This window comes from Pseudomonas sp. TH39(2020) (genome assembly GCF_016650715.1).
GTDB lineage: Bacteria > Pseudomonadota > Gammaproteobacteria > Pseudomonadales > Pseudomonadaceae > Aquipseudomonas > Aquipseudomonas mandelii_C.
Window position 1 is genome coordinate 2,271,920 of record NZ_JAEKFF010000006.1, and the last position, 16,726, is coordinate 2,288,645.

Annotated in this window: 16 protein-coding genes; 12 read left to right on the forward strand and 4 right to left on the reverse strand. The window is 59.4% G+C overall.

Translation table 11 applies throughout. The features are described 5' to 3' along the window. Positions 1 to 164: 164 nt before the first annotated feature. Positions 165 to 1,310 (forward strand): MFS transporter, encoded by a 1,146-nt coding sequence (locus tag JFU47_RS18080; protein WP_201184691.1) that lies wholly within the window; start codon positions 165 to 167, stop codon positions 1,308 to 1,310. Here the strand turns inward: JFU47_RS18080 and JFU47_RS18085 are convergent. After that, entirely contained in the window at positions 1,307 to 2,875 is a 1,569-nt protein-coding gene (locus JFU47_RS18085; RefSeq protein WP_201184693.1) for a phospholipase D family protein, read from the reverse strand. The two genes, JFU47_RS18080 and JFU47_RS18085, sit on opposite strands and share 4 nt — an antisense overlap. A 527-nt stretch (positions 2,876 to 3,402) precedes the next feature. Between JFU47_RS18085 and JFU47_RS18090 the strand changes: the two genes are divergently transcribed. From JFU47_RS18090 to JFU47_RS18105, 4 genes are all read left to right on the forward strand, one after another. After that, positions 3,403 to 4,065: a DUF1120 domain-containing protein gene (locus JFU47_RS18090; protein WP_201184696.1), complete on the forward strand. Its 663-nt coding sequence runs from the start codon at positions 3,403 to 3,405 to the stop codon at positions 4,063 to 4,065. Positions 4,066 to 4,270: 205 nt separating this feature from the next. Beyond that, positions 4,271 to 4,978 (forward strand): fimbria/pilus chaperone family protein, encoded by a 708-nt coding sequence (locus tag JFU47_RS18095; protein ID WP_201184698.1) that lies wholly within the window; start codon positions 4,271 to 4,273, stop codon positions 4,976 to 4,978. Positions 4,979 to 5,031: 53 nt separating this feature from the next. After that, complete coding sequence (locus JFU47_RS18100) at positions 5,032 to 7,413, forward strand: fimbria/pilus outer membrane usher protein (RefSeq protein ID WP_342215382.1); 2,382 nt, start codon at positions 5,032 to 5,034, stop codon at positions 7,411 to 7,413. A gap of 28 nt (positions 7,414 to 7,441) precedes the next feature. Further along, the gene (locus JFU47_RS18105; RefSeq protein ID WP_201184701.1) at positions 7,442 to 8,014 is read left to right on the forward strand and encodes a hypothetical protein; all 573 of its coding nucleotides are present in this window, start codon (positions 7,442 to 7,444) and stop codon (positions 8,012 to 8,014) included. A 12-nt stretch (positions 8,015 to 8,026) separates the two neighbouring features. On the opposite strand, the gene JFU47_RS18110 is transcribed toward JFU47_RS18105, so the two are convergent. Further along, positions 8,027 to 9,460: an aminotransferase-like domain-containing protein gene (locus JFU47_RS18110; RefSeq protein ID WP_201184702.1), complete on the reverse strand. Its 1,434-nt coding sequence runs from the start codon at positions 9,458 to 9,460 to the stop codon at positions 8,027 to 8,029. A 179-nt stretch (positions 9,461 to 9,639) separates the two neighbouring features. On the opposite strand from JFU47_RS18110, the gene JFU47_RS18115 reads away from it, so the two are divergent. Next, positions 9,640 to 9,885, forward strand: a complete 246-nt coding sequence (locus JFU47_RS18115) for a DUF1127 domain-containing protein (RefSeq protein ID WP_140675494.1) — start codon at positions 9,640 to 9,642, stop codon at positions 9,883 to 9,885. 123 nt (positions 9,886 to 10,008) lie between these two features. Here JFU47_RS18115 and JFU47_RS18120 read toward each other — a convergent pair whose 3' ends face one another. After that, complete coding sequence (locus JFU47_RS18120) at positions 10,009 to 11,322, reverse strand: NAD(P)/FAD-dependent oxidoreductase (RefSeq protein WP_201184704.1); 1,314 nt, start codon at positions 11,320 to 11,322, stop codon at positions 10,009 to 10,011. A 147-nt stretch (positions 11,323 to 11,469) separates the two neighbouring features. On the opposite strand from JFU47_RS18120, the gene JFU47_RS18125 reads away from it, so the two are divergent. Beyond that, the gene (locus tag JFU47_RS18125; protein ID WP_007947437.1) at positions 11,470 to 11,823 is read left to right on the forward strand and encodes a YkgJ family cysteine cluster protein; all 354 of its coding nucleotides are present in this window, start codon (positions 11,470 to 11,472) and stop codon (positions 11,821 to 11,823) included. Positions 11,824 to 11,947: 124 nt separating this feature from the next. Here JFU47_RS18125 and JFU47_RS18130 read toward each other — a convergent pair whose 3' ends face one another. After that, the gene (locus JFU47_RS18130) at positions 11,948 to 12,436 is read right to left on the reverse strand and encodes an Lrp/AsnC ligand binding domain-containing protein (protein WP_003206849.1); all 489 of its coding nucleotides are present in this window, start codon (positions 12,434 to 12,436) and stop codon (positions 11,948 to 11,950) included. 157 nt (positions 12,437 to 12,593) lie between these two features. On the opposite strand from JFU47_RS18130, the gene dadA reads away from it, so the two are divergent. The 5 genes from dadA to JFU47_RS18155 all read left to right on the forward strand — a co-directional run bounded on the left by dadA (position 12,594) and on the right by JFU47_RS18155 (position 16,670). Then, the gene (gene dadA, locus JFU47_RS18135; protein ID WP_123367170.1) at positions 12,594 to 13,898 is read left to right on the forward strand and encodes a D-amino acid dehydrogenase; all 1,305 of its coding nucleotides are present in this window, start codon (positions 12,594 to 12,596) and stop codon (positions 13,896 to 13,898) included. Next, on the forward strand, positions 13,870 to 14,223 hold the full coding sequence (locus JFU47_RS18140; protein WP_008150191.1) for a RidA family protein: 354 nt from the start codon (positions 13,870 to 13,872) through the stop codon (positions 14,221 to 14,223). Before dadA ends, JFU47_RS18140 begins: the two co-directional genes overlap by 29 nt. Before the next feature lie 99 nt (positions 14,224 to 14,322). After that, the gene (alr, locus tag JFU47_RS18145) at positions 14,323 to 15,396 is read left to right on the forward strand and encodes an alanine racemase (RefSeq protein WP_201184706.1); all 1,074 of its coding nucleotides are present in this window, start codon (positions 14,323 to 14,325) and stop codon (positions 15,394 to 15,396) included. Between the two features lie 127 nt (positions 15,397 to 15,523). Beyond that, positions 15,524 to 16,072 (forward strand): cupin domain-containing protein, encoded by a 549-nt coding sequence (locus tag JFU47_RS18150; protein WP_008150195.1) that lies wholly within the window; start codon positions 15,524 to 15,526, stop codon positions 16,070 to 16,072. Between the two features lie 181 nt (positions 16,073 to 16,253). After that, positions 16,254 to 16,670, forward strand: coding sequence for a c-type cytochrome (locus JFU47_RS18155; protein ID WP_140676142.1), 417 nt, complete (start codon positions 16,254 to 16,256; stop codon positions 16,668 to 16,670). The last annotated feature ends 56 nt before the right edge of the window (positions 16,671 to 16,726 follow it).

The window sequence follows — 16,726 nt, forward strand, 5'->3', positions numbered from 1 at the left end:
TCGGTTTTCTTAACGACGTAGATCCCTTGTGGGAGCGAGCCTGCTCGCGAAGACGGTGTAACAGTCAACATTGATGTTGAATGTGCTGGCCTCTTCGCGAGCAGGCTCGCTCCCACATTGTTTTGTGTCGGGCCTGAAAAATAATATCCACAGGAGCGTGGGAAATGCGTTGGGCGACTTATTTCGCCGTGTTGGCGTCTGTCTTGAGTGTCGGCCTGGCGCTGGGCGTCAGCATGCCGTTGGTGTCGTTTCGCCTGGAAAGCTGGGGTTACGGCTCGTTCGCCATCGGTGTGATGGCAGCGATGCCCGCCATTGGCGTATTGCTGGGGGCCAAGATTTCCAGCCATCTGGCCGCGCGGCTGGGCACGGCCAATCTGATGCGTCTGTGCCTGTGGGCCGGGGCGTTGTCCATCGGTTTGCTGGCGCTGTTGCCGAGCTATCCGGTTTGGCTGGTATTGCGGTTGATGATCGGGGTGATCCTGACCCTCGTCTTCATCCTCGGCGAAAGCTGGATCAACCAGCTTGTGGTGGAAGAGTGGCGCGGGCGATTGGTGGCGTTGTATGGCAGCAGCTATGCGCTGAGTCAACTGGCCGGGCCGTTGCTGCTTGGCGTACTGGGCACCGAGCACGATTACGGATTCTGGGTCGGCGTCGGTTTGCTGATGGCGGCACCGTTCCTGTTGATGGGCCGCAGCGGCGCGCCGACCAGTGAAGCCTGCAGCGTGACCTTCAGCGACTTGCTGGGTTTCTGCCGTGGCCTGCCGGCGATTGCCTGGGCGGTTTCGCTGTTCGCAGCGTTCGAAGCGATGATCCTGACGTTGTTGCCGGTTTATTGCCTGCGTCAGGGCTTTACGACGGAAATTGCGCTGGCGATGGTCAGCACGGTGGTGGTGGGTGATGCCTTGCTGCAGTTGCCGATTGGCGCACTGGCCGATCGCTTGTCGCGACGTACGTTGTTCACCGGGTGTGCGGTGGTCCTGCTGATATCGAGCCTGGCCATCCCGTTCTTGATCGACACGTTGCTGATCTGGCCGTTGTGGGTGTTGTTCGGTGCCAGTGCGGGCGGCTTGTTCACCTTGTCACTGATCCTGATCGGCGAGCGCTATCGCGACGATGCACTGGTGCGCGCCAATGCGCATATCGCGCAGCTGTGGGGTATCGGTTGCCTGGTCGGACCGCTGGCGGCCGGCGCCGGCAGTCAGTGGATCAGCGGGCATGCGTTGCCACTGCTGATGGCGGCCGGTGCGTTTGGCCTGGTGATTTTGCTGTCGCGACAAGGGGCGTTTGGCACGGTGACTGAACCGGCCTAGAGCATCCGCTCAAGGCCGACGGTGGTGCTCATCCACGCATTGAAGCGCCGCCACCAGCTCCCCGGCTCCTTGGTCAGCGTGTGCAGTTTGCCGTCATCTTCGGTGACCCAGACAATCTGGCCATTTTCCAGCTTGGCTTGATAACTCATGGCCGGCGCCATACCTTGAAACGCCAGTTCACGCACGCGCGCGGCGAGTTCCGGGCTGTCTACCAGTACCCCGACTTCGGTGTTCCACAGCACTGAGCGTGGGTCGAAATTGAACGAGCCGATAAAAGACTTCTGCTGGTCGAAGATCATCGCCTTGCTGTGCAGGCTGGAGTCGGAGCCGCGGTAGGACTTGCTGTAGAACAGACGGGGTCCGCTGCCGCCACCTTCGCCAGGCTGGCGACGCAATTCGAACAGATGCACGCCATGCTCCAGCAGTGCCTTGCGATACGGCGCGTAACCGCCATGCACCGCCGGGACGTCAGTGGCTTCCAGTGAGTTGGTCAGCAGGCTCACCGACACCCCGGCATCGGCGCGCCCGGTCAGGTACACCAGCCCCGGTGGGCCGGGCACGAAGTAGGCCGAAAGCATGATCAGCTCTTTGCTGACGCCATTGAGCTCGGGCGCCAACTGCGTGGTCAGCAGCAACTGCGGGTCGGGCTCACCGTCGGCCAGCACCTTGCTCGGCGCGTCCCACAGTGCCTGGTTCCAGGCCCAGATCAACTCCCGACGCCAGATTGCCAGGCGCGGGTGAGTGGTATAGGTCATCAACTGCTGGTAGAGCGCGTGATTCTGTTTGCGCGTTTCCTCAAGCGATTCTTCCAGTCGGGTCCGGGTGTTTTCCAGGTCCCTGGCCGTCGGTTTGCTCGAGAGGAACTCGTCGATCGGCTTGCTCAGCGCACTGTTCCAGTATTGGTCGAAACTGTGTCCCAGCTGTTCGGCAACCGGGCCGACACCGAGCATGTCGATGTCAGTGAAGTTCAGGTTGGGTTCGGCATCGAAGTACTCATCCCCCAGATTGCGTCCACCGACGATGGCCATGCTGTTGTCGGCCAGCCACAGCTTGTTGTGCATGCGCCGGTGTTGCTGCGACAGGTTGAGCAACCGTCCCACCGTTCGTGTCACGCCGGTACTTCGGCCAAGGTGCAATGGGTTGAACACACGGATCTGAATCTGCGGATGTGCCGCCAGCGTGGCGATGATCCAATCCAGGCCATCGCTGGTGGTGTCGTCGAGCAGAATGCGCACGCGCACACCTCGGTCGGCGGCCTTGAGCAGTTCGTCCACCAGCATCCGTGTGCTGATGCCGTCGTGAACGATGTAGTACTGCAAATCCAGGCTGCTTTGGGCGTTGCGGATCAGCTCGGCGCGGGCCGTGAAGGCTTCGGTGCTGTCGGACAGCAGGCGGAAGCCCGACCGGCCCTGATGAGGCGCAGCCTGGGCCTGGATTGAGCGGCCGAAGCTGGACTGGGTCGCCGGCAGTGCCTGGCTAGAGGGTTTTTGCGCATCGAACGTGGCGCAACCGCTCAAGCACACGCTGAGCAACAGGAGAAAAGCCAGGGTTGGTCGGGAGCTCAAGTCGGATGTCTCGCATCACGGCAAAGACGAAGTATGGCACGGCCTGCCCAAGTGAGGCATCAACGGGGCGAACAGAACGAGGCGTGGTTTGAACTTTTAACTTTACATCTGGGTTAAAGTTGAAGTGATCGCAAGTAAGTTTAGGGGCGATGTAATAGTTTCGGGTTTAATGGTTGCGAAGATGTTTTTAATTGGGCGCTGTTTTAAATATTTTGAGTTGATTTCAATAGAGTCAGTGATAGAGGGTGCCAGGATTTAGCCGGAGGATATCCTCGCGGACGAGTATTTAGAGGGTGCGTGAAAGTCACACAGAGTGCGAGGAAGATGCTACACGCTTTTTCGGGCAGCGCCTTGCAAACCTTGACTCGAACAGCTACGAGCTTTTGAGAATAACCCTCGGGCTAGTAGCGAATATTCCTACAGATAAAGCTTACGCTATCCGCAATGATCGCTTGGCTTGATTTGCTATCGGACTTTTTTCGTATGCAAAGCATGCGATTGATATCTGTCTAACAAGGAATTTAATAATGAAAAAGCTGTTTTTAGTTGCTGCGACGGCTGTTGCTGTTTCTCCCATGATGGCGTCGGCGGCCAGTGTCGGATTGACCGTTACAGGTAACATTGTTCCAACTTCCTGTACGCCAAGTTTCGCGGGCGGCACTAACGTTGACCTGGGCCAGATCACTTTAAGCTCTCTGAGTCCTACGGCTCAAAACAATCTGCCAGAACATGATATTTCCCTGAATATCCGCTGCGATGCCCCGGCCGCCGTTGAGTTCGGTGTGAAAGATAACCGTGCCGCGACTAAGGCTCCGAACCTGGTCTTCAGCCCTACAGGGTTTTTCGGTGAAAATCTTTACTACGGCTTGGGTAACGCCGGCAGCTCTGGCGTGGGTCTCGGTGGGTTTGGCCTGCGGGTTGGCAAGGCCACGACTGACAATCGTGAGCAGACTTTCCTGGTTCGCACTCCAGACAACCTGAACTGGCGCTTGCCTGGCAGTCGCATGGTCTCGAACTTCCCGACCACTTACTCCTGGGGCCTGAGTGCGGCTGCCGGTCCGGCTGCCGCCCGGGTACACACTTTCGAAATGAAAGTGGCCGCCGCCATCCGGCCCACCCGTCAACTGCCGGCGACCACCACCTCGTTCAAAGTCGATGGTTCGGTGATTTTCGACGTGTTCTACCTCTAAGACAGGTTTTTTCAGGACGGCGACGGCTGATTTCCTGAACACAACCTTGTTTCAAACCGGGCGATAGAGACGGCTGCTACCAGCGCAGAAGCAAGGGCGCTGCATAGCCCGCTGAATCTCTATCGCCAGGTCCCTTCGTCAAAAGAGCACAGCCTCGACGCACGTTCCAAACCGGATCGCTGCGTTGGTACGCCTGGAAATCATCATGTATTCATTAAAAAAGCACGTCGCGCTTGTTGCGTTGATTGCGATTGGTCTGTCGATTTCGTCGGGCGCAATGGGCGTCGGCATGGTGCCGGAAGTGCCGGTACTGCTGGTGGAAGAGTCCCTCGGCGAAGCCACGATCAACGTCAAGAACACCGATGACCAACCCGCGCTGTTGTATACCGTTATCGAGAACACGCCCGAGGACGAAGAAAGTCTGTTGGTACTGAGTCCGCCTGTGGCGCGGGTCGAAGCCGGTGGAACACAGCAGATCCGGTTCATTCTGCAAAGCAGCAAACCGCTCGAAACCGAGCGCCTCAAGCGTGTCATCTTCGAAGGCATCCTGCCGAAAACCTCAAAGAGTGATGCTCAGATAGTCCTGGGTGTGAGGCAGAACATTCCGGTGATCCTGCGTCCGGCCAATCTGCCGGTCGAGGTTGAGCCCTGGAAGTGTTTGAACTGGTCGCTGCACGGCGCTCAGCTAAAGGTCAAAAACCCCAGCCCTTATGTCGTTCGACTGTCCAAATCCGTCAGCGTCATGCCATCTGGTGTGATGCTGGATTTGCCGCGAACCTATGTCTTACCGGGTGAAGAGCTTGTGCTGGCGGGCGCCGCATTGTTGGCCTCAAGCACAACGGTACGTCTGTCCCCCGCAACGACCTACGGTTTTGCGGTGGGTACTTATGACGCGCCGCTGGTCGTCAAGTAATGTTCGGCACTCGTGGGGCTAGGGTGGCGCTTGTCGCCGGAATGACCTACGGCGTGACGGTTTTTGATCAAGCCCTTGCCGACGAGCGTGTGGCGTTCGACGCCGAAGTGCTGAAAGACCGCGGGATTGACCCGAAACTGGCGCAGTACTTCAGTTTGGCGCCGCGATTCGAGCAAGGTCTGCGGCGGATAGCACTGGAAGTCAACGGCGTGGCAAAGGGGCGTGCGCTCGGCAGGTTTAATGAAAACGGTGAGCTGTGTGTCGACACGGGGTTGCTGACCGGCGGTGGTGTTCGTGTTCCCTCTGGCCTCTCGCAGGATTCGGGCAAGGGCGCTTGCGTGCTGTTCAGTACAGCGTTTCCGGAAGCGATTGCCCGGCTCGACCCGGGTAAGGAACAGGTCAGTCTGCTGGTGCCCACGCACTTGTTGGCGTCTCCGGGGCCGGGCCAGCGCAGTTTCTCCAATGGTGGCGTCGCGGGCCTGTTCAACTATGACGCGTTGGCGGTCAGCAGTCAGTTCAATGGCCAGTCGAGTCAGTATCACAGCCTCAACACCGAAGCCGGCCTGAATGCCGGGGATTGGATTTTTCGGAGCCGCCAATCGTACGCTTCGTTTCAGGGAGTTACTCGCGTTGAGCATCTGAATGCCTATGCAGAACGGACCCTGGAAAGCTACAAGACCCAGATGCAGTTGGGTCAACTTACACTGGCCACGCCATTGTTCGCTGGAGGGGCGTTTACTGGGGTTCAGTTTCTGCCTGAATCTGCGCTCGCATTGGAGAACAAAGGATTTGGTGCCGGGTCTGCCGTCGAAGGCATTGCTTATTCACCGGCTCGAGTGGAGGTGCGGCAAAACGGTGCAATGATCTACACCACCGTCGTCCCCGCCGGACCTTTCACCCTCAGGGACCTGCCACTGTTGAGCTACAACCTTGATCTTGACGTGACGGTGAATGAGGAAAATGGTTCGCGGCGGCGATTCACCGTGCCTTCGGGGAGCTTGCGCAGAGCGACTGGCAGTTCGAGTGCCAGTTATTCATTGGCCTTTGGTCAGGTTCGCCGAATAACTGGCGATAATCGCGAAACCCCGACGTTTGCCACGCTCAGCAATGACTGGCAATGGCGGCCAGGTACGCAGTTGAGTGTCGGAGTAATGGGGGCCAACGACTATCAATCGGTCGGTTGGGGGATCCATCAGGCGCTGACTGATCAAACCACAGTCAGTGCTCAGCAGGTGGTCTCTGGCGTGCTGACCTCGAAAACGCGTGGCGCTCAGTTTCAAGCAGCGCTCAGTACCGTTCTCGCCCCCTCATTGTCTGCAAGCCTGACGGCCTCGCAGCAATCTGAAGGTTTTCGCACGTTGTCGGACACTGCCTGGAATCAAACGCTTGATCGGCCCGAGTCTCGCGCCAGCCAGCAGTTGGGGGCTTCGTTGAGCGGTACAACCACACAGTCAGGAACGTTTGGCGCTGTGTTGTCACGCAATGCCACGGTCAACGGTGAGGCGCAATCACGCCTGGGCTTTTCCTGGTCGCGTGCTTTCGGGGGGGTGAGCCTTTCAGCCAATCTGGAGCGCAGCTTCGGTGGCCAAGCAAACAATGCATCAGGCACGGGCGCTTACCTCTCGCTGAGCATGCCGCTGGGTGCTCAGCGTAGCTTGAGCACTTATGCACGGCGCGACGACCGCGCAGGATTGAGCAGTGGGGCGCAGTTGAGTGAGCAAGTCAGCGACACACTGGCCTATAGCATCGCTGCCGACCGCGACGAAAGAGGCGCCACAGGCATCAATGGGCGCGTCAACCTGTTGCCGCGCTACACCCGTGCAGCTCTGGGTTACTCCCACAGTGGCTCCGGGTCCAAGACCTATGACGTCGCCTTGCGTGGCGGTTTGGCGGTCCACGCGGATGGAGTCACACCGTCGCCCTATCCCCTGCGCGACACGTTCGGACTGGTGAAGGTAGGTGAATCGGCGGGTGTCAAAATACGCACCTCACAGGGGCCGGTCTGGACAGACGGTGCCGGGCGTGCCGTCGCGGCCAGTCTGCCGGCCTACCGCAACACCAAGGTAGAGATCGAAACGGCCAGCCTGCCGCGTAGCGTCGACGTGCTCAATGGCTATCAGGAGGTTGAGGCTGGACGTGGTTCGGTCCAGGTATTTGATTTCGCACTCGTCAGTGCCCGGCGCGTATTGCTCGTGGTGCATACGGCGCAAGGCCAGCCAGTGGCCAAGGGGGTGGCGGTCTATGCCGGCGAAAAATACCTGACGACAGTGGTCGACGCTGGAAAAATTTTTCTTCTCGATGCGCAGAGCGAGATGCAGTTGCAGTTGGCGCTGTCCGAGGACAACACGTGCAACGTGGCCCTGAAACTTGCCCCGACGCCCTCCGAGTCATCAGCACTTTTCGAGACAGCTGAAGCGGTTTGCGAGGTGGGGTGATGTCTATAGTTCGATTAAAGGAACGCCCATGAAATCAGCGGTATTGAGTTTTTTTCCCGACATCTTGTGTGCGGGGCCCCGCACCTTGGCGCTTGGCGTTTTGCTTTCATCTCCCTTCGTTCAGGTACAGGCCGCCGAGCGTTGCACAGCTACGCTGTCGCCTGCACTGCTGGACTTTGGGTCGACAACTCGCGGGGCCTTGCTGGAAAACTCGACGGGCAGTGCTTCAGCAAGCTTTGGCAGGCGGCGCACCAGTCTTCAGGTGCAGTGCGCAGAAGCAATGCCGATGACGCTCATGCTGGAGGCGTCGGCGGCGAATGCCCAGCTCTATCGATTCTCGGAGGGGACATTACAGGTACGGATCCTCGGTGCTCAACTGGACGGCCTGACGGTGGATTGGGTACGCAAGGGTGAAGAGGGCACGCCCAACCCGGACACGTTAAGGCCTGGCGACCGAATGATGCCGTGGCGCAACGGTACGGTGGCGGCAGGTCAGCGACTGGTTCTTGAGCTTGAGCTTGAGGCACGAGCCAGCCAAGAGGCGACGCAGGTTCGGGACGTGACCCGGTTCGAAAGTCGCGGCATTTTTGTGGTGAACTGATGTGCCGCAGGGTCAGCCGCTCACACCGTCGATGTCTGCCAACAGCCTGATTGCTGCCGCGCCGACCTTGCGTACAGCATCCTCGATCTGGGGCGTTGGCTTGGCGGCGTAGTTCATCCGCAGGCAATTGCGGTATTTGCCCGAGGCGGAAAAGATACTGCCGACGGCAATCTGTACGCCTTGGTCGTGCAGCGCACGATTCAGTTTCAGGGTGTCAAAACCCTCCGGCAGCTCGACCCAGAGCATAAAGCTGCCCTGAGGACGACTGGCGCGGGTACCGGCCGGAAAATAACGGCTGACCCAATCGATCATTACGTCGCGATTGCGCTGGTATTGGGTGCGCATCCGCCGCAAATGTGGTTCGAAATGTCCAGCCTTGAGGAATTCGGCAATCGCGATCTGCGGTTGCGGCGCGGTAGAGCCGGTGCTGATGTATTTCATGTGCAGCACCCGTTCCAGATACCGTCCCGGCGCCACCCAACCGATACGCAGCCCCGGTGCCAGGGTCTTGGAAAAGGAACTGCACAGCAGGACGCGGCCGTCTTCGTCGAAGGACTTGATCGTGCGTGGACGTGGGTAGGTGTAGGCCAGTTCGCCATACACATCGTCCTCGATGATGGCCACGTCGAAGCGCTGTGCAAGTGTCAACAACGCGCGTTTGCGCGACTCCGGCATGATGTAGCCCAGCGGATTGTTGCAGTTGGGGGTCAACTGTATGGCCTTGATCGGCCATTGCTCCAACGCCAGTTCGAGGGCATCGAGGCTGATCCCGGTGAGCGGGTCGGTGGGGATTTCCAGAGCTTTCATGCCCAGGCCCTTGAGTGTCTGCATGGCGCCGTGAAAGCTTGGCGAGTCCACGGCCACAATGTCGCCCGGCTCGCAGATGGAGCGGATGCTGGTGGACAGCGCTTCGTGACAACCGGTGGTGATCACCAGGTCGTTGGCGCTCAACTGGCAGCCGGAATCGAGCAGCAGACGGGCAATCTGTTCGCGCAGTTCGAGGGTGCCGTAGATGTTGTCGTAATACAGGCCGGGCATGTCCTGCCGCCGGCTGATTCGCGCCAGGTTGCGCAGCAGCGGTTTCATGGTCGGCGTGGTGATGTCCGGCATGCCGCGACCCAGTTGCACCACATCCTTGCGTGGCACCGCGCGGATCAGTTCCAGCACTTGATCCCACTGGGAAATATCCACCGGCCGCTGCGCCGGGCGGCCAACGGCCGGAAGCTCCGGCAGTTCACGACCCACCGGTACGAAGTAGCCCGACTTGGGTTTGGGTGTCGCCAGGCCGCTGTCTTCGAGCACGCGATACGCCTGCTGCACCGTGCTCAGGCTGACGCCGTGTTCAACACTCAACGCCCGCACCGACGGCAGCCGGTCACCGGGGCGATAGAAGCCCTGTTCGATACGCGTGCCGAGCAGTTCGGCGAGGTTGACGTAAAGGGTCATGGCGCAGTCTCGGTGTGGGTGATTCGGTTGACCAGTACAGATGGGTCGAAAATATGGGATTCAGACGCTGAAATGCAAAAACTGTATGGAGTTAATACAGTCTCGTTGAATCTGTAATGCTTTTTGCCGTCGACGCATCATGAAAGCTCTGGCTACCCAAGTAAACAGGAGCAATCAAAATGAACGGCTTGAGCGATGTGCGGCTGACGTTACACAGTCAGGAACTGGCGGCGGGGCAAAACAACGGCGCACGCGAGGCGGTCATGCGCAACGCACCGTCCGGCCTGAGTCGCTGGGGCCTGTTCTGGCATCGTCTGCACACGCGCAAGGCGTTGCTGGAACTCACGACCGAGCAGCTCAAGGACGTCGGGTTGAGTCGGGAGCAGGCGCGGGAGGAGGGGCTTAAACCGTTCTGGCGGATCTGAGTCTTACGGTGTTCTTTGAACCGATTCGCGAGCAGGCTCGCTCCCACAGGGGATTTGTGAACGACACAGGTCCTGTGGGAGCGAGCCTGCTCGCGAAGGCGTCGGTACAGACGCTGGAATCCCTCAGACCAACTCTTTAAGCCGATGCCACAACATCCCCAACGCCAACAGCGGCGAGCGCAAATGCTTACCGCCAGGGAACGTGATATGTGGCACCTTGGCAAACAGATCAAACCCTCCACTCTGCTGACCACTGATAGCCTCAGCCAACAACTTCCCCGCCAGGTGCGTGGCATTCACGCCGTGACCGGAATAAGCCTGGGCGTAATACACATTCGGTTGATCCTTGAGTCGCCCGATCTGCGGCAGACGGTTGGCGCCGATGCCGATCATCCCGCCCCATTGATAGTCGATCTTCACCCCGGCCAGCTGCGGGAAAACCTCCAGCATCTTCGGCCGCATGTAGGCGGCGATGTCGTTCGGGTCGCGACCTGAATAATGGCAGGCGCCGCCAAACAGCAAGCGGCGGTCCGCCGAGAGCCGGTAGTAATCCAGCGCGACCCGTTGATCGCAGACCGCCATGTTCTGCGGCAGCAGTGAGTGTGCCAGCGCTTCACTCAAGGGTTCGGTGGCGATGATGTAGCTGCCGGCGGGCAGCACCTTGCCGCTGAGTTCGGGATTGAGTTCATTGAGGTAGGCGTTGCAGCCCAGCACCAGCATCTTGGCGCGAACCGAGCCTTGGGCGGTATGGACCTTCACCTCGGGGCCATAATCGATGCGGGTGACTGCTGATTGTTCGAACAGCTTCACCCCCAACTGCTGCGCGGCGGCGGCTTCGCCCAATGCCAGGTTCAGCGGATGCAGGTGCCCTGAGCCCATGTCGATCAAACCGCCGACGTAACGATCGGAACCCACTACGGAATGCATTTCACTGGCTTGCAGTAGACGGGTTTCGTATCGGTAACCGAGACTGCGCAGCTCTTCGGCGTCTTCAGCGAAACCTTCGAGGTCGCGGGGTTTGTTGGCCAGATCGCAATAGCCCCACGTGAGGTCGCAAGGGATCTGAAAACGCTCGACGCGCTGTCGGACGATTTCTACCGCTTCCAGGCCCATGAGTTTCATCTGACGCACGCCGTCCGCACCGACCACGTTGGCGAACTGATCGAGGCCATGGCCGACGCCACGAATCAACTGTCCGCCATTGCGTCCGCTGGCGCCCCAACCGATTTTGTGAGCTTCGAGCAGGATCACATTGAAGCCGCGTTCGGCCAGTTCGAGCGCCGTGTTCAACCCGGAGAACCCGCCACCGACCACGCACACGTCAGCCACCAGGTCGCCTGTGAGCACCGGATGATCGGGCTGCGGCAGGCTGCTGGCGGCGTAGTAAGAAGCAGGGTGCTGGTAGTTCGGGGCAGGTTGCTGAGCACGGGCATTCATGTGCGTGATCCTGATTCTTGTGTCTAGAAAATTTGACGGAGCATAAGCCGGACCTTCGGACACGGGCAACACTGGTCGGTTGGTGCTGTCTGGATCTGGGCTTTTACGTCAGAATCCCGCTCTATTCCGCTTTTGGTCACCGCTTCGATGAGCTGCAACAGTCAGAAAATTCGCACGCTACGGCAGCAGATCCCCTCGTTCGAGTGCGTGCCCGGCTGCCATGACTGCTGTGGGCCGGTGACCACCTCACCGGAAGAAATGTCCCGCCTGCCGCGCAAGACCCGGGCCGAGCAGGACGCTGCGATGGATGAGCTTAATTGCGTTCACCTCGGACCCAATGGCTGCACTGTGTATGACGAGCGGCCGCTGATTTGCCGGTTGTTCGGCACCACCAAGACTTTGCCGTGCCCAAATGGGCGGGGGCCGGTGGAGCTGATTCATCCGCGGGTCGAGAAGCAGATTCACGAGTACATGGCATCTACCCGCCAAGTGCTCGTGTGATCGTTCCCACGCTCTGCGTGGGAATGCCTCAACGGACGCTCCGCGTTCGGCTCTGGATGGGACGCAGAGCGTCCCGGGCTGCATTCCCACGCAGAGCGTGGGAACGATCGGCAACTCTGTAGGCTCAATCCGGAATCGGCAGGTTCAAGCTCTCTTTCACCTCTTCCATCACGATGTAGCTCTTGGATTCGCGCACATGCGGCAGCTTGAGCAGGATGTCGCCCAGCAGTTTGCGGTACGAGGCCATCTCGGAAATCCGCGCCTTCACCAGATAGTCGAAATCCCCTGACACCAAATGGCACTCCAGCACGTGGGGAAGCTTCAGGACCGCGCGTCGGAACTCTTCGAAAGTATCGCCGGATTTGTAGTCGAGACTGATCTCGACGAACACCAGAAGACTACCCTTGAGGTGCTGCGGATTGAGTCGGGCGTTGTAGCCCATGATGATCCCTTCGCGCTCCAGCCGCCGGACCCGCTCGGTACACGGCGTGGTCGAGAGCCCGACCTTTTCCCCCAGCTCAGTGAAGGAGATGCGTCCGTCCGCTTGCAGGATCCGCAGGATGTTGCGGTCGATCTTGTCCAGCTCACGTTTGGTCTGAGTGTTGGTACGCATAGGGGATGCGCCTCCGTGAAAAGCGTTTTTGCCGAGAATTCTCGCCAAATATAGGCACTTATATAGTGAAAAGCACTGCCTAATCTTTTTTACACTGCGCACATCAATGCTCGACAACTACGAACGTCAGCGGCAAGCCGCGATGAGGGATATGAAAATGCGCGTTATGGTCTTGGGTAGCGGCGTCATCGGTACCACCAGTGCTTACTATCTGGCGCGTGCCGGGTTTGAAGTGGTGGTCGTGGACCGTCAGCCGGCCGCTGCGATGGAGACCAGTTTCGCCAACGCCGGGCAGGTTTCGCCGGGTTATGCCTCGCCGTGGGCCGCGCCAGGCGTGCCGCTCAAAGCCATCAAGTGGCTGTTGCAGCGCCACGCACCGCTGGCGATCAAGGCCACCGCCGACATCGACCAATACCTGTGGATGGCGCAGATGCTGCGCAACTGCACCGCCAGCCGTTATGCGGTGAACAAAGAGCGCATGGTCCGCCTGTCCGAGTACAGCCGTGACTGCCTCGATGAATTGCGCGCCGAAACCGGCATTGCCTACGAAGGCCGTAGCCTCGGTACCACCCAACTGTTCCGCACCCAGGCCCAACTCGACGGCGCCTGGAAAGACATCGCCGTGCTGAAAGAATCCGGCGTGCCGTTCGAACTGCTCGACCGCGCCGGCATTGCCCGCGTTGAGCCGGCGCTGGCCAGCGTCACCGGCATCCTCGCCGGTGCCCTGCGTCTGCCGAACGACCAGACGGGCGACTGCCAGATGTTCACCACCAAGCTCGCCGAGATGGCTGCGAATCTGGGTGTTGAATTCCGCTTCGACCAGGACATTCAGCGCCTCGACTACGCCGGCGACCGCATCAACGGTGTCTGGATCGATGGCAAGCTGGAAACCGCTGATCGCTACGTGCTGGCCCTGGGCAGCTACTCGCCGCAACTGCTCAAGCCTCTGGGTATCAAGGCGCCGGTGTATCCGCTCAAGGGTTATTCCTTGACTGTGCCGATCACCAACCCGGCGATGGCCCCGACTTCGACTATCCTCGACGAGACCTACAAGGTCGCGATCACCCGTTTCGACAACCGTATCCGCGTCGGCGGCATGGCTGAAATAGCCGGTTTTGACTTGTCGCTGAACCCGCGTCGGCGTGAAACCCTGGAGATGATCGTCAACGACCTCTATCCTCAGGGCGGCGATCTGGCCCAGGCAAGTTTCTGGACCGGTCTGCGTCCGACTACGCCGGACGGCACGCCGATCGTGGGTGCTACGCCGTTCAGCAATCTGTTTTTGAACACGGGTCACGGCACGCTTGGTTGGACCATGGCGTGCGGTTCCGGTCGCTTGCTGGCCGATCTGATGGCGAAGAAAACGCCGCAGATCAGCGCCGAAGGCCTCGATATTTCCCGTTATGGCAAAAAAATTCAGGAGTCCGCAAAACATGTCAATCCAGCGCCAGCTCACCAATGAGCGCATGAGCCAGATCGTAGTCCACAGCGGTACCGTGTATCTGGCAGGGCAGGTCGGCGACGATATGAACGCCGGGATTGAACAGCAGACCCGTGAAACGCTTGCCAACATCGAGCGTTTGCTGGATTTGGCCGGGACCGACAAGAGCCGTTTACTGTCGGTGACGATTTACTTGAAAGACATTGATGCGCACTTTGAAGGCATGAACGCGGTCTGGGACAAGTGGCTGCCAAAAGGCGTCGCACCGGCCCGTGCCACTGTTGAATCGAAGCTGTGCGAACCGGAAATCCTGGTTGAGCTGTCGGTAGTCGCCGCTCTGCCATAAACCCGTCAGAAAGATCCCTCTCCCGGTGCTACTGGCGGTTCACGCCGTCAGCCAGCGCCGGTTTTTCTTCCCCAATGACCCGACCAGAAGTCTGCCGCCATGCGTCCTGCCCGTGCCCTGATCGACCTTCAAGCCCTGCGTCACAACTATCAAATCGCCCGTGAAGTCACGGGGGCCAAGGCCCTCGCGGTGATCAAGGCCGATGCCTACGGCCATGGCGCGGTGCGCTGCGCCCAGGCGCTGGAAGCCGAGGCGGACGGGTTTGCCGTGGCCTGCATCGAAGAAGCGTTGGAGCTGCGAGCCGGGGGCATTCGTGCGCCGGTGTTGCTGCTGGAAGGTTTTTTCGAGGCCGATGAGCTGTCGCTGATCGTCGAGCATGACTTCTGGTGCGTGGTGCATTCGCTGTGGCAGCTCGAAGCCATCGAGAACGCTGCACTGAGCAAGCCGATCACGGTCTGGCTCAAACTCGATTCGGGCATGCATCGGGTGGGCTTGCATCCAAAGGATTATCAGGCGGGCTATCAACGGTTGCTGGCCAGCGGCAAGGTGGCGAAGATTGTACTGATGAGCCACTTCGCCCGGGCCGATGAGCTGCACAGTCAGGCCAGTGCCGAACAGGTTGCTGTGTTCGAAGCGGCGCGCCAGGGCTTGTCGGCTGAGGTCAGCCTGCGTAACTCGCCGGCTGTGCTTGGTTGGCCGCAGATTCCAAGTGATTGGGTTCGCCCGGGCATCATGCTCTACGGCGCGACTCCGTTTGAAGAAGCCAATGCCGTGGCGTCCCGCCTGCAACCGGTGATGACCCTCGAATCGAAAGTGATTTGCGTGCGTGAACTGCCGGCCGGCGAGCCGATCGGTTATGGCGCCAAATTCATCACCCAGAAACCAATGCGCGTGGGCGTGGTGGCCATGGGTTACGCCGACGGCTACCCCCGTCAGGCACCGACCGGTACGCCAGTGATGGTTGCCGGGCAGCGCAGCCAGTTGATTGGCCGGGTGTCGATGGACATGCTCTGCATCGACCTGACCGATGTGCCGCAAGCCGGCCTTGGTTCGACCGTCGAGTTGTGGGGCAAAAACATTCTCGCCAGTGACGTGGCCGCAGCCGCGGGCACGATTCCTTACCAGATCTTCTGCAACCTGCGCCGGGTGCCAATGCTCTATTCCGGGGCTTAAGTCAAAGCGTCCCGACCGAAAGTCGCTTCACCGAACAGGATTCAGGTCCAAGTGTTGTAAATACTGAACGCTGTCGCCATGATAACGCTCAATATTCCAACAACCTGAATCCCTGGAGGCTCCAGCATTGGACGTCGGTGAACGACTGCAATCCATCCGTAAGCTCAAAGGACTTTCCCAGCGTGAACTCGCCAAACGCGCGGGCGTCACTAACAGCACCATTTCGATGATCGAGAAGAACAGCGTCAGCCCCTCGATCAGTTCGCTGAGGAAGGTACTGGGCGGGATTCCCATGTCCATGGTCGAGTTCTTTTCCGAAGAGATCCTGCAGGAAAAACCGACTCAGATCGTCTACAAAGCCAACGAGCTGATCGATATTTCCGATGGCGCAGTGACCATGAAACTGGTCGGCAGGGCTCATCCGAGCCGGGCCATCGCGTTCCTCAACGAAATCTACCCGCCAGGCGCCGACACCGGTGACGAGATGCTCACCCATGAGGGCGAGGAAACCGGGATTTTGCTCGAAGGTCGACTTGAACTGGTGGTAGGGCTTGAAACTTTTGTGCTCGAAGCCGGCGACAGCTACTACTTTGAAAGTACTAAACCGCACCGTTTCCGTAATCCGTTCGATGCGCCAGCGCGACTAATCAGCGCAGCGACTCCAGCGAATTTCTAAGAAAAGAGGCGTCCCGCGAGCATTGCGCAGGTGCCCGAGATGTTTTTCCGCCACGCATAAGACCCCTCCGACTTTAGGGTTGTTTCAGTGTGGCGGGCTTACCGTTATACTTGCGCCCGCCTGCGAACCGTGGCCGTGGGCGTGACTAGCCACCATTGAGGGTGAACGCGTGAATCTAATTATGAAAATGCTGGCCGTACCAGCAACCGTATTGGCCCTTTGGGCAGTCGGCGCACAAGCTGCGACCAACGACGAAATTGCTAAACGCCTTGAGCCGGTCGGCCAGGTTTGCGTTCAGGGTAAAGAGTGCAAGGGGATGGAAGTCGCGGCATCTGCTGGCGGCGGTGGTGGTGCCAAAACTCCTGACGAAGTGATTGCCAAACACTGCAACGCTTGCCACGGCACCGGCCTGTTGGGCGCGCCGAAAATCGGTGATGCCGCCGCTTGGGGCGAGCGCGCCAAGAAAGAAGGTGGTGTTGACGGCCTGCTCGCCAAGGCTATCTCCGGTCTCAACTCGATGCCGCCAAAAGGCACCTGCGCCGATTGCGCAGACGCCGAGCTCAAAGGCGCCATCCAGAAGATGTCCGGCCTGAAATAAGCCTTCATCTTCATCAAAAAGCCGCTTTCGAGCGGCTTTTTTGTGCGTGCGATTTA